Here is a 20,603-nt window from a genome sequence, read left to right as displayed (position 1 = left end):
CGCGTCGGAATGGTCTGCCGCGGCGCCACTCCCTACAGCCGGGGCCCCTACGCCCCCGCTGGCGTGCGCCGTCCGGCTCGGAGAACCGGCCCGGGCGGGTGAGCTATACAGTCCGGCATGAGCATCCTCGACACGTCCATAGCCCTGGCCTCGGCAGCGTTCACCGGCGCTGCGGCCTACGGCGCATGGAAGGCCTCCAGCGAGGCGAACAAGGCGGCCTGGAACGCGAACGAGACGGCGGCCGCCGTCGCACAGATCGAACGGGACCGCTGGCAAAAGAGCTGAGGCCACAACTGAGGATCAAGCTCCAGACTGATCCCCATGAGGTGCTGTACGTCCGCTTCGACGGCCCGACCACACTCGGCGAACTCGCCGTCGCCTTGAAAGTCCGGGACGACTTTGACCGCTCTCAGCTTCCCCACCTGGCGGGTACGCCGACACCCGAGGAGACAGAGCAAGTCATCTGGGGCCCGGCCCCGGGTCGATGACGCGGACGAGCTGGGCCGGTCGGTCCCGGCCTTCCCGCTTCTCCCTGGCGACCGTCGGCGACTTGCCCTCGACGCGTCCCTCCGGCCCCCCTGGTATCGGGGTGACGACCGGGAGCAGCGCTGGCGCGACGAGTACCGCTCGGCCCCAATTCGCCTGTGGGCGGAGTGCACCGCCCCGGGCCACAAGCCCTGGAAGCTCGCCTTCGCGGTGCCGCAGGACGGTAGCTGGGCGCTGGGCGGCGACTGATGGCGGGTGGGGTGACGGCCGGTGGCTGCCGGGGGTCTTCGCCGGCTCGGGCTGGGCGGGTGGTGCGGAGGGTCAGGTGAAGGACACTCGGGCGACGACGGCCAGCAGCTCGCCGGCGCCCGCCGCTCGATCAGCGCGCTCTCGTCCCGGGGGTCCTTGAGTGGTCCGGCGACCAGGACGTGCGACGCGCGGTCGAGCAGCTCCCACCAGCGGTCGGGCAGCGAAATCCGCTCGGCAGCCTCCCACAGGTGCGGCATGACGTCGTCTCCCTCGGCGTCGACGTGGACGAGGCAGCGCAGCGACCTGGTGGCGATGTCGGCGCGGACCCGCCAGTTGACGTCCAGCTCGGGCAATTGGTGGCCGTCCCACTCCCGCCAGTCGGTGCGAGCGCGCAGGTCCTCGATCCCCGCCCCGGCGGTCTCGCACTCCAAGCTCAGCATGGGCAGGGGCCGCCCGTCGGGCAACAACGTCCGACCCAGCAGCACCGAGTATCGCGGCACGCCATCGGGATCTTCCGGCAGCCCCAGCGTGACCGGCGGGTGCGCCCCAGCGAGGGCATTTAAGTTGAAATGCAGAACCATGTCCGCAATCTCAGATCTTCCTCAATACTCTTCTCGTTGGATGATCTCTCTCTTAGGGTCAGACGAGACCGGAAGGTGTGACTCCAGACCTGAGTCCGCCTATCCAAGACAAGAGAATCGGGGATCTCCTTAATGAAGCGCGTGGTATCTGGCACGCTGTCGGTAGCTCTTCTGAGTGGCGCTCTCATGATGGGCACTGGGACGGCGTCCGCCGCACCGGCGTCGACGTCCAGCCTCAAGACGCCGACGCCGGTGGCCAAGGTTGACCCCAGAGAAGACCTGCGGTCAATGTGCACCGTCTATCACGACAAGTATTCGTGTGCTGCACTCATGGGCAGGAACAAGATGACCAACATGGTCAAGAACTGCCTGGTCAAGGCTGGCATCGGCGGGGCTGCCGCGTTCGTCGTGGGCAGGTATATCAGCAAGGACGTGGCCAAGGACATCGCCGGCAAGGTCGTCGTCGCAGGCGCGGCAGGGTGCCTGTCATCGTTCACGTAAGCCATCGGGAGCGCACCAATGTTGACCAAGGTCCTTTTTACGCTCGCTTGGGTTGCCGTACTTATCGGTGTGAACAAACTATTCAGCGACACCGAGTGGGCTCAATATGTCGCCACATTTATTCTGGCTGGCGTATATGCGCTATTGATCAACAAGCTGAATAGGTATACCGCCCCGGGCCGCCACGAATAGGGGATGTTTTCTCGATCTTGGTCAGAGCGGGAATAGCGCGTTCATGACCGGTGAGTCGACTGAGGCTTCGAAACGCACTTGCCTGTCAGCATGACTCTGCCGACTTGTTCCGGCGGAGGCTTCGCGCGGGGTCGCTATGGCAACCACGGCGCCCCCGCTGGTGTGAATCGCCAGGGCTCACCGGCCGCCATTCGGTGACAACCAGAGCTGAGAACCACCGTCAATCACCAGGTCAAACCCGACACTTGGTGACAGCTATCGCTGCGAGTCACACCTCATGTCCGTTTTGTCGCCTCGGATATGGCACATTGAGCCCTTTCCAACCTGGCGTTGCGCTGCCCAGGAGCCTTCGATAGCGCTCGGGAAACCGTGATCAGCTATCTACGCTCTGTCGGCGGCGTTGGTGCACGTCGGAACCATGCTGGCATTGCTGCAGCTCCCTTCACGGATGCTCAGTACGGTGACATCACCAAGTCGCCGATCACCCGCAGCCCGACTTGGGCCGCAAGCCACGGTGCGCGTTCGGCCTCAACTTGCTTGACGTGGACGAACACCGTGTAGTCGGCCGCAGGCTCTTCCAGCTCGAGGTCGCGGGCATGCGCGCACAGGGTGACGAACGCGCCGCGGGTGCCTCCCACCCCCAGACCTACCTCTGGAGCCTCGGGCCAGGCGTTGAAGTCCCACCGCACCGTCGCCGGGCTGTCGCCCACCGCCTTGAGAAACGGCTCCACGGTCTCGGGTGCCCCAGCCCAGCGTCGTAGCCAGACGGGCAGGTAGGCCGCCGGATCATCCCCCGTGTCCGAGGCGCCGTCCGTCTCCCCTGCAGCCCACCAATCAGCGTCCGGCAGCAGGGCCAGCACCTCCGATAGAGAGTGAGTCGAGGAGATCCGCGCATCGAAATCGACTTCCAGATCCCTCAGGTCGGCGATCCCCAGCAGCCTCTCAACGATGCGCAATCCCTCCGAGAGGTCCGCCGTTCTCAAGATGGGCTGCGCGTAGGAGTTGGACACGACCACCAGTGTGCCACCGCACGAGCGTTGTCCACCCCGCCAGCGTGGCTGCGTAGTTGAGCTGACGGACAGGAGAAGCCCCTGGTAGATGGGTTTTCGACCAGAATTCCGTCTCCGCAAGAGGCTTCGCATGCTTGTCTACCCGTCCGGGATCGACGTGTCCAGCTCCGCCCTGCGCTTCCTGTCCGCTCGGTTGCGCGACCATCGTCGGCAGCGCGGCACCCGCTGGCGCCGTCTGAGCACGGGCCGTCAGTCTCTGCTGGCCCTCGCCCACCTTCGGTGCGGGCACACCTACGCGCAGCTCGCCGCGGGCTTCGACGTGGGCACTACCACCGCCTACCGGTATATCGCCGAGGCCGTCGATGTGCTGGCCGCGCTCGCCCCGGACCTGGCCGCCGCGGTCAAGGCCGCACAGAACAAAGCGTTTGTGATCCTCGACGGGACCCTGCTGCCGATCGACCGGATAGCCGCCGACCGACCCTTCTACTCCGGTAAGCACAAGAAACATGGCATGAACGTGCAGGTGATCGCCGACCCGCACGGGCGTCTACTGTGGGCCTCGCCCGCCTTGCCCGGCGCCGTCCACGACATCAAGGCGGCCCGCACACACGGCTTGATCGACGCGTTCGACGACGCAGGCATGCCCTGTTGGGCCGACAAGGGCTACCAAGGCGCCGGCGGAACCGTCCGAGTGCCCTTCCGCGGCCGGTGGGACCATCTGTCCGCAGGGCAACAGGCCGTCAACCGAGCTCACGCACGGATCAGAGCGCTGGGCGAGCAGGCCATTGCGACCCTGAAGAATTGGCGCCTCCTGCGGAAGCTCCGCTGCAGCACCAAACGCATCACCAGCCTCGTCCAAGCAGTACTCACCCTGCACCTGACCTGCTCAAACAGAGGTTGGAAAAGGTTCACTGTCAGCCTGGTTGCTCGTTGGTCTGGTCGTGGGGAAGAGACAGTCGCGGCCGTGGATCGTCTCGGACGAACTGTGGGCGCTGATAGAGCCGTTGCTGCCTAAACCGGGTCCGAAACTGGTCGAGGGCAGGCCGCGGATACCGGACCGGCAAGCCCTGTGCGGGATCCTGTTCGTGCTGCACACCGGCATCCAGTGGGAGTACCGCCCCAGGAGCTGGGCTTCGGCTCGGGTATGACCTGCTGGCGGCGCTTGGCCGCCTGGAACGAGGCCGGCGTGTGGGACGAGCTGCACCTGGTGCTGCTGAAGAAGCTGCGGGCCGCGAAGAAGCTGGACTGGTCCCGGGCGGTGATCGACTCCTCCCACGTCAGGGCGGCCCGACGCGGCCCAAAAGTGGACCCAGCCCGGTCGACCGCGCACGGCCCGGCAGCAAGCACCACGTCCTCACCGACGGGCAGGGCGTCCCGCTCGCGGTGTCGCTGACCGGCGGAAACCGCAACGACATCACCCAGTTGCTGCCCTTGCTGTACAGGGTCCCGGCCGTGGCCGGCGTTGTCGGCCGATCCAGACGCCGACCCGATGCGCTCCTCGCAGACCGCGGCTACGACCACGACAAGTACCGACGCCTGCTGTGGCAGCGTGGCATCCGCCCGGTCATCGCTGAACGAGGCCAACCCCACGGCTCCGGCCTGGGCGTTTTCCGGTACGTGGTCGAACGCACCATCGCCTGGCTGCACGGCTTCCGCCGCCTGCGGATCCGCTGGGAACGGCGCGACGACATCCACGAAGCCTTCCTCGGCCTCGCCACTTGCCTGATCACCCACCGCCACGTGCAGCGCCTTTGTTAGGACCTCTAATCCGTAGAGCATGCCGGCGCCGACAACGCCCGTATCTTCCTTGCCTCGGGCGGCTGGCCCCGCACCGCGCTCCCGCTACATCTGATATTCGCTGGTGTAGTCCTCCACGGGCTGTGCCTGGTCTGCGGCGTACTCAGCGCGCGCCTTCTTGTCTTCCTCGCTGAGAGCGGGGTGGACGGGGTCCGTGGCGGGTGCGCGCCAGAGCTGGACGAGGTGGCGCTCTCCGTGATCGCCGATGCCGGGTTCGGGGTCGTCGGCGTGGCAGTACAGGCGCATGCGGACCCAGTCGCCACTGCCGGCGGAGGGCGGCGGCATGTCGGCGTACGGATTCTCTGGCCCCGGCAAGATTTCCGTGAAGCAGGCGCATGCCACCGTGCGCCGGTGACGCTCCGTCATGGGTAGCGGCGTCGGAGCAGGGCCATGAGGATGACGCGGTGGCGGAGCAGCGGGACCCCCGCGCGTCCGGCCGTGATCCGCTTCTGGAGCTTCAGATCGGTGATGCGGCCTTCGTTGACTCCCGAGTTGAACCCGGTGGTGATGCCCTGCACGACTGCGGGCTGGTCCTCGCGGATGGCTTTGGCCAGGCTGGCCAGGGCCGGGAGGCCGGCGGTCGTGAGTTGCTCCAGCCAGTCCGTCAGCGGGGCGGCGTCACGGGTGTCGAGCATGGCGGCGAACTGACGCACCAGATCGTGGGCGCGGTTCAGTTCTGGGCAGTGCTCGAACAGCCGCGTGAGTGCCTCGGCTGCGGCGGGATGGCGCGGTCGTGATCCAGCGCGCGACTTCGCGGGGTGAGGGCGGCCGCTCGCGCGGCGTGTTGATCGGCAGGCCGCGGCGTAGCGGTGCGATGGCCATCCTGACCCGTTGGTAGTGGCCGCTGTAGCCCTTGGCGGCGATCTCCTGGTGCAGCACCGTCGCGGTGTGCTCGCCTTCCTCCCACCGCTGCCGAAGGTAGTCCAGGTATGGATCGAGGCTGGCGGGTCGGCGGGGCCGGGTGCGCCGTACGCAATCCTGCCAGGTGGCGGCCTGGGCGTACTTGGCCACGGTGCGCCGGTTCAAGCCCAGCTCACGGGCTGCCGCGCTGAGCGAGCAACCGGTGTCGGTCACCGCGTGCACCGCCTCGAACAACCGCTGCGCATGGCGCCGGGCTGGGGTGTCAGCCTGGTGAAACGGTCCCGCTGCGTTCGCTGGTGGCGGTGCCGTGTCAGGCTCGGGTACTGCCACAACCAGGCAGCCGCGGTGCGTGGCGGCGATATCCCCGATCCGCTTCGACAACCCCTGCCACAGGTGGAAGCGGTCGCTGACCTGCACCGCGGCCGGGGCGCCGTCGGTGATGCCCTGGCGGTAGACCAGCGAGCCGTCCCGGCAGACCACCTCAACACCGGGATGCGTCCGCAGCCAGGCAGCCAGTTGCTCGGCGTCGCGCCCGGCCCACAGCTCAATCGGCAGCCGGGTGTCGGCGTCCACCAGCAGGGTTCCGTAGACGTCCGCATACAGCGCAAAGTCGTCGACGCCCAGCACCCGCGGGGTCGCTGCCGGGGGAAGCGGCAAGCGCATCAAGTGGAACAGCACGCTGGTCCGCGACAGCGGCACCTTCAGGATCTGCAGCAGACGGGCGCCGCCCCGGCCGGCGAGTAGCACCCCTGCCATCTCCACCAGGTGCTGCAGCAAAGGGCTGCGACGCTGATAGCGCACCGTCAACCCCTCGACCTGCTCGGCAAACGTCCGCCGGCCGCAGCCCGGGCTGTCACAGAACAACCGCCGCACCGACAGCCCGATCAGCACCGGACGCCCACCAGCAGCGACATCGGCCAGCAGGCGGTCATAGCGACTGTGCACCCGCGCAGAACCGCGACCGCAGTCCGGACACGCCACCGTCAACTCGCGGGTGCGGGCCGCGATGCGGACCACGCCGCCCGTCGCCCACACTCGTTCCACCCGCACCGCGTCCAGGTGCGGAGACAAGATCCGTACGAGGTCATCACACTCGCTGACAGTGCCGCTACCCGTGACGGAGCGTCACCGGCGCACGGTGGCATGCGCCTGCTTCACGGAAATCTTGCCGGGGCCACGTTCAGGTGTACGCCGACAACCATCAGCGACCTGGTCCCCGAGATCGACCACGTCCTTCGCGCCGGCTTCGGCTGACCCTCACCCTCACCAGGGCCCGGCGACCTGACGGTCGCCGGGCCGCAATGCGGTGTCGTCAGGCGGGTGATGCATCCGCGACGGGGAGCCGTTCCGTTCCGCCGCCGAAGGGGAGGAAGACAGTGCGGCTGGCGAGGAACCAGGCGCCGTCGATCTTCCGGAAGATGTCCTCGTAGTGGCCGACGTTCGCCGGGAGCCTGGGCTCGATCATTCCACCTGAGTAGCCATCGACCCGGTATGTCGTCAGATACGAGACCGCCCGCGCTGTCGCCTCGGACTCCACCGTGACCAGGATGTTCGTCATCAGACGGCGCGACAGCCTGTCCGCCGGGCGAGAGGCGAAGTAGGCGCGCAGGGCCTCGCGCCCCTCGATGCGCCGGTCCCCGAAAGGCCAGTGCCAGACACCATCGGGCGTGAACAGCTCGGCCACCGAACTCGGGTCGCCGAGGTCAAGGCGGTGGATGAAGTCCACAATGATGCGCTCGCAGGCGCGTTCCGCGAGCATCCGCTCGACCGGGGGCATGACCTTGTCGTCCATACCCCTGTCTATCAGCCCCAACAGGTCCCAGGGCAACGGCTTTTCCGCACCAGCATCGGCAGGGCGCGCTCTTCGCTCCCCACCCTCCCCACTCGAATTACTAGCGGACGAACTGAGGCGAAGATCGGCTGTGGGGATTTCCGCGAAGCCTCATCAGCGGCAAGCAGGGCATCGAGCGGTCCCGACCGACCGATGCCTACGGCATACCCGTGGTCACCGTGCCCGCCGGTGCGAACATCCGCGACCACACCCTTCTGCCCGAGACCCTAGACGCCTTCGATGCCCTGACCGTCCAGCTCGAACGCCGCCCGCAGCAGCCCGCGTTGAGCTTGGACGCCGGATACGACCATCAGCCTGTCCGGGCCGGCCTCGCCGAGCGCGGCATCACCGGCCGCGTCACCGAGCGCGGCACGAAGACACCGATCCAGACCGACGGCCGCTGGGTGGTAGAACGCACGAACTCGTGGATGAACAACTTCGGCAAGCTCCGCCGCTGCACCGAACGACGCCGGATCTGCGTGGGGTTCTTCCTCCATCTCGCCACCGCCGTCATCACTGTCCGTAGCCTCATCCGCCGGGCTTGGTACACCCATCGCTGGGACGCACGCCCCCGCTCACCCCGCATCCGATGACCTGCTGACGGATGCCCTAAGCGAGAGGGCCCGGCTTCGTTCTCCTGCGCTGGGCGCCGTGAGGGCCAACTTGCGGTGCGTACGCCGGAACATGGTGCGGGCCATGAAGGGGTGTACGCGCTTGACCACACCCAAGTAGAGCTGTGCGTGCAAGCTGTCGGCCTTCACGGCCGTGCTGAGGGTGACGTACCGCTCATCGATCAGGATCGAGGCGTGGGCCGTCAGACCCGCCGTGTTCACGTTCAGGAGCAGCTCGCCGTCCGCTTCGGCGAGCACCGGGAAGCCACCGCGCAGGATGCCCGTCCAGGCCGCCGGGTCACGCGGCAGGCCCGGCAGAAGCTCCATGCGGTACGCGTCCTCGTAGTCGGTACGGTCGAGGGAGGTGCGGATCAGCCGTGCCGCCGCCGGCGTGGCGATGGCTTCAGGCCGGGCCCAGCCGAGCCGGTTGAGCAGCCGCACCCACGGTGACCAGCGCACAGGGTGGGCGACGCCGTCCGCCGCCGCCCGCTCGATGTTGTCGAAGATCTCCTCGACCATCGTGTCGTGGAGGTGCTGTATGACGCAGGCCCACTGGAGCCGGTCGAGGCCGCGGACTTCGATGTCGAGGACATGGCATACACGGCAGCGCCCGGCCCCGAGTGGTTCGACCGTCAGCTCGTGGAAGCCGTCGAGGCCGTCGCCCGGCAGGGTGCCGAAGCGGACGCGGCGCCCGGGTTCGTACGCCGTGACGCGGTAGCGGATCCGGCCGTGCCCGCCGGCGGCACCTACGGTGAGGGGGCCGTCGAGGCGCATCCGCGGCCAGGCCGGGGTCGGGAAGATCGGGTCGTCCACGGCGGAGAGGCGGTCGAGCAAGGCGCCGACGGCCGCGGCGGGGGCCTCGATCACACGCTCGTGGACATTGAGTATCGCGGTCATCGCGCACCTCCGTACGCCGACGTATGGTTGCCCATACGGTAGCGTATGGTCATGGTGCAACGGCAGCAACGACAGGACAAGAAGGCCCGGTTGACCGTCCAGGACTGGGCGGACGCCGCGCTCACCGCGATCGGCGAGGGCGGCATAGCGGCCGTCGCGGTGGAGCCCCTGGCGGCCCGGCTCGGCACCACCAAAGGCAGCTTCTACTGGCACTTTGCCAACCGTGACGCGCTCATCGCGGCCGCCCTTGACCGCTGGGCGGAGATCAACACCGAGGGCACCATCAGCGAGGTCGAGACGGAACCAGACCCCAAGAAGCGGATCCACCTGCTCTTCGCCGAAGCCATCAAGTCGGCCACGGCCGACCCGCTCGAGGTCGCGCTGCTCGTCACCGCGACGCATCCCCAAGTAGCGTCGGCCCTGCGCCGGGTGACCGAGCGCAGGGTGGAGTACATCGCGCAGCTCTTCGCCGACCTCGGCTTCCCTGAACCGGAGGCCCGCCGCCGCGGACTGCTCGCGTACACCGTCTATCTGGGGCACGCCCAGCTCGGCCACGCCCTGCCCGCGATGCTGCCCCCGGAGGAGAGCGAGGAGTTCGGCGCGTATCTCAGCGAGGCACTCGAGGTGTTGATGATGCGCTACGCGGGCACGACGGACACGGCACCTCTCGATGGTCACAGAACGTCAGAAACTCCTTGATCATCAATCCGTGTCCGTCGCGCCCTCAACTTCCCCATGCTCACCCCCTATCACGCACCAACTCGTACGAGTTGGTGCGTGATAGGGGGTGAGGCGTGTTCGGCCTGCTCTCGGCCCTTTTCAGGTCATGACAGTGCGGTCGGAGACGAGGCCGGCGATGGCTCGGTAGGTGTCGGGCAGGCGATCGCGACGGTGGGTCCAGCGCATGAGTTGTTTCCAGCGTTTGTGATCGGCCAGGGCGTGCTCGACGGTGATGCGGTCGGATGAGTGGCTGTGCCGATCGCGTTCCCACTGTTCGACCCTGCCGGGCAGTGCTCCGGGGCGTGGCTTTCTGGGCGGGGTGAGTGCCTGGCCGGGATGGTCACGGCTCAGGCCCAGGTAGCCGTCGTCGAGCAGCACTTCCACCAGGTCGAAGTGCTGGAAGCAGCCGGTGATGCCCGCGGCGCGAACCGCGGTCGCATCGTGCATCCGCCCCGGCCGCAGGCCATCGGCCCACAGGGTGCGGCCCTGGTGGTCAGCGATAACGGTCGCCTTCATCGTGTTTTGCTTCTTCTTGCCCGACACGAATGCCCGCCTGCCGCCCCGGCCGGCGACCGGCCGTCGGACCCGCACCTCGGTGGCGTCCAGCCTCAGCTCGACACCCTCGGCCTGGGCGTAGGCGAACACGTCCTCCAGCGTTCGAAGCCGCAGACCTGGCCTGTCGGGAACAGCAAAACCCCGCTCCGCCAGTAACCGACGCATCTCACCGACGTCCCGGGTGACGGTCGAGCGATCGACACCGAACAGCACTGCCAGCACACTGTGCGGCAGATCGTGTCGCAGGTGAATCAGCGTGACTACCAGCCGGTCCACGAACACCAGCCGATAGCGGGCACCGGCACCCTGCGCACGTCTCCTCACACCGCCTCGCTGCTGGAAACGCCGCCCCTCCACCGCGGCTACCCACGGACGGGCCAACTCCTCGACCAACGACGCGAGATGAGCCATCGAGACGCCCGTGAACAACGGATGCGCCAACACCGCCCGATCGACCATGCCCCTCACCACACGAGCATGCCCACCCGCTATCACGCACCAACTCGTTAGACGTCGTTTGCTGAGAATCAGGAGCGCTTGGAGGAACTCGTCGAGCAGCAGCGGCTGCCGGCATGCGGCTGGTCCTGCGGCCCGCCGACGGGCGGTCGACGGCAGCGGCGGGGACGGCGGCCGACCGGGCCGGCGGCTACTGGTGGGACGGCGAATCCTGGCATACGTCCGCTCGCCAACGGACTGCGGACGGACCACCCGGTTTCCGACCTGCCTTTCGTCGACGACTCACACGGCGGTAAAGCAGATCGGTACAGCGATTTCGAGACAGGTTTTACAGCGGCGGTGAAGGCGGCCGCGTCCAGCCGGAGCGCGAAGCGCCCGTCAGCAGGGCCTGATGCGGGCGAGCCCGCACATTCGGACCGGCAGAGTGCTGACCTGCTGAATCGCGGCCTGAGTTCGGTGTGAGTCCCGCGACAAAGTGCCCGCTTTCCCTCACGTTCGCGGGATGTCCGCTCTGGAGAGCGACTCGGTGGCTGTCGCCTGACCGGGCATGGTCGGCTGTGGGCACGCTGTTCGCTACCATCCCTGCACATGACAATGCGGGGGTGGCGACTGGGGGTCGTGGCGGTGCTGGTGGCGCTTTGTGTCTCCGCTCCGGGACGGCCGGAGGCCATCCGTACGGCGTCGGACCTGGGCCCCCTGCCGGCCGACCGCTACGACTACTCGCCGCAGGACTATCAGCGATCGCAGCGGGCATCGGCGTTGCTGGTCCGGCAGTGCATGGCACAGCACGGCCACCCGGACTTCCCGCTCGACCCCCGCTACCCCAGCGATCCCATCGTCGCCACCGCCGTCGCCACCGACTACGGGGTCCTGGACCTCGCCGCCGCCCGCCGCTGGGGCTACGGCTGGAACCCGGCAACATCCCGGGCTCTGCGGCCGAAGGGCCGCCGGATGACCAACGCCGAGTATGCGGACTTCCCCTCCTGCAACGCGCAGGCGAGCCGGAGACTGATGCGCGGCATCGACGTCAAGCGGGACTGGCTCTACGCACGCACCCGGGCTATCGAGGTCGACAAGGCCGTCAAGCGCGACCCGCGCCTGCGGGCGGCGTGGGATGTGTGGTCCCGCTGTGTGGCAGCACAAGGATTCACCCGCTATCCCGACCCAGTAGCCGCGTACACCGACACCGCCTGGCAGCGGGGCAGTGACGGCAACACCCGGCACACGCCGCGGGAGCGGGCCACCGCCACCGCGGACGTCACCTGCAAACGCCGCCACCACACGGCCGAACTCTGGCACGCCGTCCGGGCACGGAAACAGACCGAGGACATCACCAGACACCGTGACCGCTACGCCGCAGGCCTGCAGGCGCTGCGGACGTACCGGGCCACCGTCACCGAGGTCCTGCGGAAGCTGGGCTAGCTACTTGCTCCTGAAAAAGCGTTTGGCCTGGTGGCCGCCCTGTTGCTCCGGGGTCGTTGCTGTGCCGAGTTGGGGCGCTTCCGTCCTCACCGGCCGATGACGGTCATCCGGTGGAGGTTGTAGGCGAAGATCCCAAGTCCGGCCCAGGTCTGTGCGCCCGCCAGGCGGCGCAATCGGGTGCGGCGGAAGCCGAAGCTGCGTTTGAGGTGGCTGATCCGGGCTTCGATGCCGAATCTCCAGTTCCGCATCCGCCGGAAAGGGCGGGTGTGCTCGTACTCGCGTCGTGCCTTTCCCGGTGTTCCGTTGCGTTGGAGGCCGATCCGCTGAACGCCGAGTTCGGCCGGCGCCCGATCGTTGGCAGCCGTGCCAAAGCCGCGGTCGGCGACGACGGTGCCGGGCGGTCGGCCAGTCAGCGCGGCCACTCGCTCGACCGACGGCACAAGCTGCGGTGCGTCGGGCGGGTTCCCGCGGTGGACTTGGTGGTCGACGACGAAGCTGCCTTCGTCCTCGGCGACCAGGGCGGTGTAGCCGAACTGGGTGGGGTGCTGGGGCTTGCCCTTGCGGATCGGCCGGGCGTCGGGGTCGGCTGACGACACCAGCCGGTCGGGGATCGTGCGGATCCCCGTCAGTCGCAAAGCGGTCTGCTCCAGCAGCCGGCGGGTGCCCGCCACGGTCTCGGCCAGTTCACCGACCAGGTGCGTCAGCCGTCCTGAGGGCTGTTTGTCCAACGCGCGACGGGCGTTGCGCTCCACCGCCTCCACGTCCCGCAATGCCGCGCGGGCAATGGTGGCGATCTCGCCGGTGAGCCGGTCGATCCCGCCCAGTGCCTGGCCGGTGCGCCTGCGCAGGGTGCGGGAGATTTCCTTCAGGCGGCGCCCTGTTGATCGGCTGCGATCACGGAAAACGCGTGCGCTTGGCAGCGCCGGCGGCCTTGATACGCCGCACCAGCCCGCCCAGCTTGCGCACGCCGTGCTCCAGCAGGTCGGCATCCGTGGGGTGGTCGATATCGGCTTCGATCACGGTGGTGTCGATGCGCAGCTTGCGGCACCGGACCAACTTGTCCTCGACCAGCTTGCCCAAGAGTGCGGTGTTGAGCTGTTCCACGGTCTGCGCGCCACCGCGGCGCATCAGCTTGATCAACGTGGTCGGGTGCGGCACTGGGGAGGTCAGGGGGATACGGCAGAACCGGCGCCAGCTCAGTGAGTCCGTTACCTCCCGGCACAGCGTCTCGTACCCGAGCTGGTAGCGGTGCTTGAGATACAGCAGTCGCAGCAGTGTCTCAACTGGCACCGAGGGTCGGCCCAGCCGCTCGGCGAACACCTCCCGCCACGGGGCGATGAACCGCTCGTCGTCCAAGTACGCATCGATCCAGGCCAGCTCGGCTGGCAACTGCCGCGCCTGCTCCGGCAGCACCTCCCACCAGGTGTCCTGCACCCCCGCGACACGCAACACCGCCATCACCCCCGGCTGCCACGACCCTCCTCCACTGTCGCGGCCACCCACCGCCCGCACGAGCTCTCCCTACAGCTCAACGCAGCGACAACCCCGACTTCTTCAGGAGCAAGTAGGCCGCGCTGCCGGAGATGTGCAACCGGCTCCGTCGACTTTCTGGCGTCGGCCCGGGTGATTCCTGACATCGAGTTCAGCGGGCCGGAGATTGAATGGGCATCCGGTTTTGACACCCTGATCAATGACCACTGGGCAGGTCAGGGGCGTAAGTATGGGTATCTGACCAAAGAACATTGGCGTGGTTTGCTCGTCCGCTAGGCGTTGCGTAGCTTGTGGGCCTTGTGCCGCGTTCACGGGGGAGGCGGGCTGGGGAGGCGAGTTGCCCATGGCGGGACGTCCGGAAAGCCCGTTGGACCCAAGCGCCGGGCCGGTTGCACGGTTCGCCGCCGAGTTACGCAAGCTGCGGGCGGAAGCGGGCAGTCCGACGTACCGGGTGATGGCCAAGCGTACGAATCAGGGGGCAAGCACGCTGTCCCAGGCAGCTGGCGGCGAGCGGTTGCCGACCCTCCCGGTTGTCCTCGCCTACGTCCAAGCCTGCGACGGCGATCTGGAGGAGTGGGAAGCACGGTGGCACGAGGCGGCTGCCGAGGAGGCGACCGAGCCGCGCACCTCGGACGAAGATGCCGAGCCTCCTTACCGGGGTCTGGCCCGTTTCGAACTCGACGACGCGGCCTTGTTTTTCGGCCGCGACCAGCTCATCGACGACCTGCTGTGCCTGACCCGCCGCCACCGAGTCGCCGTGGTCGTCGGCGCGTCCGGCAGCGGCAAATCCTCCCTGCTGCGCGCCGGCCTCATCCCCCGCCTGCGCACCACCGACGACCCGCACATGCGCCCGGCAGCGCTGATCGTCCTCACCCCCGGCGCTCACCCCCTGCGCGAGTACGGCCAACGCATCACTCCGAAAGATGACAGGGAGGGGGACACGTGGGTCGTGGTGGACCAGATGGAGGAGCTCTACACCCTCTGCGCTGCCCCGGCAGAACGCGCCGAATTCATCGACCGTCTCCTTACAGCCAGGTCCCCCGGCAGCCGGCTACGGGTGCTGATCGCAGTACGGGCGGACTTCTTCGGGCATCTGGCCAGGCACCGGCCCCTCGCCGACGCACTGCGCGACGCCACCCTCCTGGTGGCGCCCATGGACCGCAGCGAACTCCGCGAGGCCATCGTGAAGCCCGCCCAAGCAGTAGGGCACATCGTCGAGCGCACGCTGACTGCCCGCATCATCGACGAGGTCGACGGCGAACCCGGCGCTCTGCCGCTGATGTCGCACGCCTTGCGGGAGACCTGGCACCGCCGTAAAGGCCGCGCCCTCACCATGACCGCCTACGAAGCCGCTGGCGGGGTGCACGGCGCCATCGTCCAAACTGCCGAAGACCTCTACAGGGACCTCACCCCCGACCAGGCCGCCAGCGCCCGCCGGATCCTGCTGCGCCTGATCACTCCAGGGCAGGGCGCGCAGGACACCCGGCGGCCGGTACCCCGAGAAGAGTTGGAAACAGAGAGCTTCCCGGCCACCGCCGAGGCGCTGGAACGGCTGGTAAAGACACGGCTGGTCATTCTCGACGGCAGCACGGTGCACCTCGCACACGAAGCCCTCATCGCCGTCTGGCCCCGGCTGAAGGAATGGATCGACGAGGACCGCGAACGCCTGCGCCTTCACCGCCAACTCACCGAAGCCGCCCAGACCTGGGCAAACCTCGACCGCGATCCCGGCGCGCTGTACCGCGGCACCCGACTGGCCACCGCCGAGGAAATTTTCACCGCAACCGTCGCCCACAACGGTCTCACGGCGGTGGAGGAGGACTTCCTTGCCGCCAGTTCCACGGCCCGTCGCCGCGAGGAGCAAGCGGCCGCCCGCACTACTCGGCGGCTGCGTCGGTTCACGGCCGCGCTGTCGATTTTGCTTGTCCTGGCCGTGTCCGCCGGGCTGATCGCATGGCAGCAATACCGGGCCAGCGAGCAGCGGAGTCACCAGGCGATCATCGCCCAGCACATTGCGCTGTCCCGGCAACTAGCCGCGCAGTCGACCAGCCTCCGCTCATCCAATCCTGATCTTGCCGCTCTGCTGGCGGTCCAGGCATACCGGACCAGTCCCACCAGGGAAGCTACATCCAGCCTGTTCGCCGCCGAAGCTCTCCCCCTTCAACGCCGGCTCACGGGACCTACCGGCTCTGTGACGTCAGCGGCGTTCAGCCCGGACGGCCGCACTGTGGCCGCCGGTAGCGATGACGCGACCGTGCGATTGTGGGACGTGGCGACCGGCCAACTCCGCACCACAGTCACGGGGCACACCACCACCGTGACGTCGGTGGCGTTCAGCCCCGACGGCCGCACCCTGGCCACCGGCAGTGACGACAAGACGGTGAGGCTGTGGGACGTGGCCAAAGGCAGGCCCCGCGCCTCCCTCGCCGCTACCGACTGCGTGACGTCAGTAGCGTTCAGCCCCAACGGCCGCACCCTCGCCAGCAGCGAGGCAACTGCAGGGGACGACGATGGAAGGATCCAGCTATGGGATGTGGAGACAGGAAAGCTCCGTAACACCCTCAGGCTCGGCATCGGCGTGTCGTCGGTGGCGTTCAGTCCCGACGGCCGCACCCTGGCCAGCGCCGCCTATGACTCAACGGTGCTGCTGTGGGACGTAGCGGCCGGAAGACGCCGCAACCTCCTCACGGACAGATCGGCTGGACCTATCGCCTTCAGTCCGGACGGCCGCACCCTCGCCGTCGAGTCGGACGAGGGGGGTATCCGGTTGTGGGACGTAACAACTGGCAAACTCCGCATCACCTTCAGGGATGGGGCGGATGCCGACGCGGCCGAGTCAATGGCAGCGGCCGAGTCAATGGCATTCAGTCCGGATGGCCGCGCCCTGGCCACCGGAGGCGGTGACTCGAAAGTTCGGGTGTGGGATGCGGCAACCGGCGAACTCCGCACCACTCTCACGGGGCACACCGACACCGTGACGTCGGTCGCGTTCAGCCCCGACGGCCGCACCCTCGCCAGCGCCAGCGCCGACAAGACAGTACGGCTATGGAATCTGACGACTGACAGACGGCTGCGCACCACCCTGCCCGGAACTGCCGAGGTGGAGTCCGTGGCATTCAGCCCGCGGGGCCGCACCTTGGCGAGCGGCAGCGACGACGGGAAAGTACGGCTGTGGGATGTGGCCACCGGGAGGCTTCGCACCACCCTCACCACGCACACCGATGCCGTGTCGTCGGTGGCATTCAGCCCCAACGGCCGCACGCTGGCCAGCGGTGGAACGGACGGCAAGATCCGGTTGTGGGATATGGCGACCGGCAAACCCCGCACCACCTTGCCCGGAGAGGCCGACGTGAGGTCGGTGGCGTTCAGTCCGGATGGCCACACTGTTGCCAGCGGCGGTGATGACCAGGCAGTGCGGCTGTGGGATGCGACGACAGGCGGACTCCGGGCCACGCTGGTAGGGCATGCCGCGACCGTGACGTCGGTGGCCTTCAGTCCGGACGGCCATACTGTGGCGAGCAGCGGCGACTCAGTGATCTTGTGGGACGTAGCAACCGGCAGACAACGCGCCACCCTCACGGACACGGATTGGGACGGGACGGTGGCGTTCAGTCCGGACGGCCGCACGCTGGCCAGCGGTGGAACGAACGGCAAAATCTGGTTGTGGGACGTGGCAACCGCCAAGCCCCGCACCACCCTGATCGGGTATACCAACTATGTGACGTGGGTGGCGTTCAGCCCCAACGGCCGCACGCTGGCCAGCGATGGAACGAACGGCAAGATCTGGTTGTGGGACGTGGCAACCGCCAAGCCCCGCACCACCCTCCCTGGGCATACCGACACCGTAACGTCGGTTGTGTTCAGCCCCGATGGCCGCACCCTGGCCAGTAGCGGCGGCGACAAAACAGTCCGGCTGTGGAACGTCGCACTTCCAAACCCGGCCTCGACGATCAGGAAGATTTGCCGAGCCGTCCATAGATCCTTCACCCGAAGTGAACGGTCGCTCTACCTTGCAGGCCAACCCTCCGTACCACCGTGCCGATCATGAGCGCCAAGAGACCTCATGCTGACCCCAGAGCCGGGGGACCTCACCCTCCTGATCGCCGACACGGGCAGCGATAGGCGGTGCTCAGCGCGATGCCCCAGGCGGATGGCCTGGGGCATCGGCGTTCAGGGCGCAGGCGGGCCGCCCCTGCGGCGGTGGACGAGCCGATGCAGCATGCGCCGCAGTTCTGCCCAGACGGTCGCCGTTCGTATCCGAACATGGCCTGCTCCCATCGCTGCGGGCGGGTTCATCGCCCTCACGCGCGCCGACCCGTCAGCGGGGGCAGGAGACTGTCCCCCGGCCAGAAGGGCTGCTCGGTCGCAATGCGGGTGAGGAACATGCCGACTTCGTCCAGGACCGCGGCGCGCTCCGAAGAGCCGTAGACAACGAAGTCGTCGGCCGCGGCGTCATAGGCGCGGACGTGGCTGTGCGGGCCTTTGCAGACGAGGGCGCGCGCGATCTCGGGCAGGCCGAGGCTGAGGGCATCGCAGTCCCCGTCGCGGACCAGCTGCAGTAGGTCGGTGGTGACGCTCTCCCAGTCGCCGACGGTCGGCCAGTCAGCGCCGCCGTTCAGTTCGTGGGTGAGGGTGGCCAGCGGGATGATCTCGCCCGGCTGCCTTCCCTGGGTGAGGAGGTTATGGATGTGGGCGCCATCGGGCTGGCGTACCTGCGGGTGGAGCAGCGAGTTGGCGGCTACCACCGTGGTGTTGATCTCCTGGGTTCCGGGGCCGGGGTAGATTATGGTGTCGGTGAGGTCGAAGAACGCGTCGATCACTGTGGTTCGCCGTTCGTAGCAGCGGGCCAGGCGATGGAAGGCGTTTTGCCAGGCGTGGGTTCGCTCGACCTGCCAGCGTCCGGTGGCCTGGACGGGAGCTTTCTCGCCCTTGTGGGCGATCTGTCCTTGCAGGCCACGTGCGTCGAGCAGAGCGCGGGTGATGTCCGAGTCGTATCCGGCATCCAGGTGCACGGTGATGCCAGTCGGGAGCGGGCCGAGTTCGTAGAGTCGGTCGAGGGTCGGTGCCAGTAGTGGGGAGTCGTGATGGTTCGCTCCGGCCAGGACTCGACCGCGGGGGATTCCGTAACCGTCGGTCATGCCGGAGCGTTTCAGGCCCTGTTTGCCACGGTCCACTGGGGAACGGCCGGCGGCTTCGCCGCCTCCGGGGGCTTTGGTGATCGCGCCGTCGATGGCGATCCTGTCCAGTTCCAGGCCGACGATGCGGTCGTAGGCGTCCAGTGCGATCCGCTTGAGCTTGCTGAAGATTCCGAGGTGGATCCATTCGTCGCGGCGGTTGCGGATCGTGCTGGCTGAGCAGGTGCTGTCGGCTATCGCCTCGTAGGAGCAGCCGAACCGCAGGACTTGCAGCAACTTGTCGAAGACGATCCGGTCGCTGATCCGCCTGCGATGGCAGCCCAGCGGATGGTTCGGGTGGTAGCACGGCCGCTCGGGCAGCAGCACGGTGAACTGGTTCCACAGCGGTTCGGTCAGCCATCGTGGCAAAGCGGGCACAGTTGTCCCTCGGCGATCTGATGGTTGGTGTGGGGTGAACTGGGGTGTTCACGAGTGGGGCTGACGTGTGGCGACAAGAGACTCTGAAGAGAGTTCCCCATGTGGGTAGGGATCCTTCCCCGAGGACATGGATCGGTTCCCGTTCTCAGTCGTGGCGGTGATACGCCTTGTTGGCGATGCGCCAGCTGCCGTCGGCGAGGACCAGCAGGAAGATGTCGGTGAACGTGTCTGCCCCGTGCGAGAGCGTCATGGTGGCGGTCGCGACGGTCGCGTGGACATCGATGGCGTCGATGCGGCGGGTGCGGGTCGGTTCGTCCGGGGCCGGCTGGCCCTGGAAGAGGGTGCAGTACTCATCCAGGCGCCAGGAGACGAATGCGCCGTCTCGGATCCCTTCGATGTGGCCGGTGGGAAGGAACGCGTCGCGGAAGTGGGAGGGGTCGCCGGTGGCGTGTCCGCGGATGTAGGCGCGAAGCGGTTCGAGTACGGCGTCCTCCACGGCGGGGACCGTGGCGGCAACAGCGATATCGGCCTCAAGGGCAGTAGGGGTGTCGGCCAGGCCAGCCGCGCTGCGCAAGGGGGTATCCGACGCGGTGGCCAGCAGAGCCATGTCCTTGGCCAGCGCACCGATCGTGAATTCGGCCGTGGCAGCGGTTGGCTCACCGAGGAGGAAGGGTCGCTTGCGGGCCACGAGCCCGCCGAGCTGGCCGAGTTCGAGGACGTCCAGCGTTTGGGTACGGGGCAGGCCGAGGGCGTCGGCTTGCCGCAGTGAGTCGCGCAGCGCGAGGACGGCCCCGGCGAGGCTGTTGTTGGCGATCAGTTTGAGCGCGGCGGCGGTGGAGGCGTCGTCCACGTGCCGGACGGTGCCCAGCGTTTCCAGAACCGGTCGAACTCGGTCAAGTGCCTCCTGGTCGGCGGCGGCGATGATCTGCAGGGCGCCGGCGGCAGCAGCCGGCACCGAGCCGAGAAGAGGCGCGTGGACGTAGGACGGGCCAAGTTGCCGGGCCAGCCTCGTTGCTTCGGCGGGGGCGATGGTGCTGGTGTTGAGCACGATCGTGTCCGTTCGCAGCGAGTCACGGACATCGTCGAGGACCTTCTGGCAGGCCGGGCCGTCGAACAGTGCCAGGAGGACAAGGTCCGCCTGGGCCACAGCCTCGTTCGGGTCGCCGGTCATCTTCACAGTGCCTGACGCGCGCCCTGAGCGTGTCCAGCCGACGACGTCCCAGCCCTGGGCAGCCAGTCGTGTCGCGATCGCGCCACCCATGCGCCCCAGACCGAGGACGGCAGTCGTGTGTGGTGTGGTCATGCGCGCCACATTGGTGCACCTCGATAGATGCGACAAGCGCAGATTTCGCAAGCCCGCCCTGCGGAGTCCGCATACCGACTGCCATACT

The 20,603-nt window shown here is 67.8% G+C and carries 14 protein-coding genes and 5 pseudogenes; 8 read left to right on the top strand and 11 right to left on the bottom strand.

Features of this window, described 5'->3' with window-relative positions:
- Positions 1 to 117 precede the first annotated feature (117 nt).
- Both ABZ876_RS35355 and ABZ876_RS35350 read left to right on the top strand, forming a co-directional pair.
- The gene (locus ABZ876_RS35355; RefSeq protein WP_361789509.1) at positions 118 to 285 is read left to right on the top strand and encodes a hypothetical protein; all 168 of its coding nucleotides are present in this window, start codon (positions 118 to 120) and stop codon (positions 283 to 285) included.
- A 1,163-nt stretch (positions 286 to 1,448) separates the two neighbouring features.
- Positions 1,449 to 1,817 (top strand): hypothetical protein, encoded by a 369-nt coding sequence (locus ABZ876_RS35350; RefSeq protein ID WP_361789508.1) that lies wholly within the window; start codon positions 1,449 to 1,451, stop codon positions 1,815 to 1,817.
- A gap of 644 nt (positions 1,818 to 2,461) precedes the next feature.
- Here ABZ876_RS35350 and ABZ876_RS35345 read toward each other — a convergent pair.
- Positions 2,462 to 3,019, bottom strand: coding sequence for a hypothetical protein (locus tag ABZ876_RS35345; RefSeq protein ID WP_361789506.1), 558 nt, complete (start codon positions 3,017 to 3,019; stop codon positions 2,462 to 2,464).
- Positions 3,020 to 3,149: 130 nt separating this feature from the next.
- Here ABZ876_RS35345 and ABZ876_RS35340 point away from each other — a divergent pair.
- Positions 3,150 to 3,911, top strand: a pseudogene (locus ABZ876_RS35340) (IS5 family transposase); the annotation flags it as partial.
- A 43-nt stretch (positions 3,912 to 3,954) separates the two neighbouring features.
- A pseudogene (locus tag ABZ876_RS35335) lies at positions 3,955 to 4,777 on the top strand (IS5 family transposase).
- Between the two features lie 84 nt (positions 4,778 to 4,861).
- On the opposite strand, the gene ABZ876_RS35330 reads toward ABZ876_RS35335, so the two are convergent.
- The 4 genes from ABZ876_RS35330 to ABZ876_RS35315 all read right to left on the bottom strand — a co-directional run bounded on the left by ABZ876_RS35330 (position 4,862) and on the right by ABZ876_RS35315 (position 7,469).
- On the bottom strand, positions 4,862 to 5,101 hold the full coding sequence (locus ABZ876_RS35330) for a hypothetical protein (protein ID WP_361789504.1): 240 nt from the start codon (positions 5,099 to 5,101) through the stop codon (positions 4,862 to 4,864).
- Positions 5,102 to 5,178: 77 nt separating this feature from the next.
- Positions 5,179 to 5,469 (bottom strand): hypothetical protein, encoded by a 291-nt coding sequence (locus ABZ876_RS35325; RefSeq protein ID WP_361789503.1) that lies wholly within the window; start codon positions 5,467 to 5,469, stop codon positions 5,179 to 5,181.
- The gene (locus ABZ876_RS35320) at positions 5,435 to 6,748 is read right to left on the bottom strand and encodes an ISL3 family transposase (protein ID WP_361789501.1); all 1,314 of its coding nucleotides are present in this window, start codon (positions 6,746 to 6,748) and stop codon (positions 5,435 to 5,437) included. The genes ABZ876_RS35325 and ABZ876_RS35320 overlap by 35 nt, the downstream gene beginning before the upstream one ends.
- Positions 6,749 to 6,989: 241 nt before the next feature.
- Positions 6,990 to 7,469, bottom strand: a complete 480-nt coding sequence (locus ABZ876_RS35315; RefSeq protein WP_361789499.1) for a nuclear transport factor 2 family protein — start codon at positions 7,467 to 7,469, stop codon at positions 6,990 to 6,992.
- 161 nt (positions 7,470 to 7,630) lie between these two features.
- Here ABZ876_RS35315 and ABZ876_RS35310 point away from each other — a divergent pair.
- Positions 7,631 to 8,101: pseudogene (locus ABZ876_RS35310) on the top strand (transposase); the annotation flags it as partial.
- On the opposite strand, the gene ABZ876_RS35305 reads toward ABZ876_RS35310, so the two are convergent.
- Positions 8,084 to 9,016: an SRPBCC family protein gene (locus ABZ876_RS35305; protein ID WP_361789497.1), complete on the bottom strand. Its 933-nt coding sequence runs from the start codon at positions 9,014 to 9,016 to the stop codon at positions 8,084 to 8,086. The pseudogene ABZ876_RS35310 and the gene ABZ876_RS35305 sit on opposite strands and share 18 nt — an antisense overlap.
- Positions 9,017 to 9,061: 45 nt before the next feature.
- On the opposite strand from ABZ876_RS35305, the gene ABZ876_RS35300 reads away from it, so the two are divergent.
- Positions 9,062 to 9,715, top strand: a complete 654-nt coding sequence (locus tag ABZ876_RS35300) for a TetR/AcrR family transcriptional regulator (protein WP_361789495.1) — start codon at positions 9,062 to 9,064, stop codon at positions 9,713 to 9,715.
- 120 nt (positions 9,716 to 9,835) lie between these two features.
- On the opposite strand, the gene ABZ876_RS35295 is transcribed toward ABZ876_RS35300, so the two are convergent.
- The gene (locus ABZ876_RS35295; protein ID WP_361789493.1) at positions 9,836 to 10,750 is read right to left on the bottom strand and encodes a transposase family protein; all 915 of its coding nucleotides are present in this window, start codon (positions 10,748 to 10,750) and stop codon (positions 9,836 to 9,838) included.
- Between the two features lie 585 nt (positions 10,751 to 11,335).
- On the opposite strand from ABZ876_RS35295, the gene ABZ876_RS35290 reads away from it, so the two are divergent.
- The gene (locus ABZ876_RS35290) at positions 11,336 to 12,169 is read left to right on the top strand and encodes a hypothetical protein (RefSeq protein WP_361789491.1); all 834 of its coding nucleotides are present in this window, start codon (positions 11,336 to 11,338) and stop codon (positions 12,167 to 12,169) included.
- Between the two features lie 86 nt (positions 12,170 to 12,255).
- On the opposite strand, the pseudogene ABZ876_RS35285 reads toward ABZ876_RS35290, so the two are convergent.
- A pseudogene (locus tag ABZ876_RS35285) lies at positions 12,256 to 13,621 on the bottom strand (ISNCY family transposase).
- A 382-nt stretch (positions 13,622 to 14,003) separates the two neighbouring features.
- Between ABZ876_RS35285 and ABZ876_RS35280 the strand changes: the two are divergent.
- A complete protein-coding gene (locus ABZ876_RS35280; RefSeq protein WP_361789489.1) occupies positions 14,004 to 17,708 on the top strand; it encodes a hypothetical protein in 3,705 nt (1,234 codons plus the stop codon).
- A gap of 253 nt (positions 17,709 to 17,961) precedes the next feature.
- Here the strand turns inward: ABZ876_RS35280 and ABZ876_RS35275 are convergent, their stop codons facing one another.
- The 3 genes and pseudogenes from ABZ876_RS35275 to ABZ876_RS35265 form a co-directional block, all read right to left on the bottom strand.
- Positions 17,962 to 18,405 (bottom strand): hypothetical protein, encoded by a 444-nt coding sequence (locus ABZ876_RS35275; protein ID WP_361789487.1) that lies wholly within the window; start codon positions 18,403 to 18,405, stop codon positions 17,962 to 17,964.
- Positions 18,399 to 19,212 (bottom strand): annotated as a pseudogene (locus ABZ876_RS35270) (IS5 family transposase). Before ABZ876_RS35270 ends, ABZ876_RS35275 begins: the two are co-directional and overlap by 7 nt.
- A gap of 145 nt (positions 19,213 to 19,357) precedes the next feature.
- Positions 19,358 to 20,515 carry a nuclear transport factor 2 family protein gene (locus ABZ876_RS35265; RefSeq protein ID WP_361789485.1) on the bottom strand — a complete coding sequence of 386 codons (1,158 nt, stop codon included), beginning with the start codon at positions 20,513 to 20,515 and terminating at the stop codon, positions 19,358 to 19,360.
- Positions 20,516 to 20,603 lie beyond the last annotated feature (88 nt).

Origin of the sequence: Streptomyces sp. NPDC046931 (assembly GCF_040644655.1) — a bacterium.
Taxonomy (GTDB): domain Bacteria; phylum Actinomycetota; class Actinomycetes; order Streptomycetales; family Streptomycetaceae; genus Streptomyces.
This window is presented reverse-complemented; position numbering and strand designations above follow the sequence as displayed.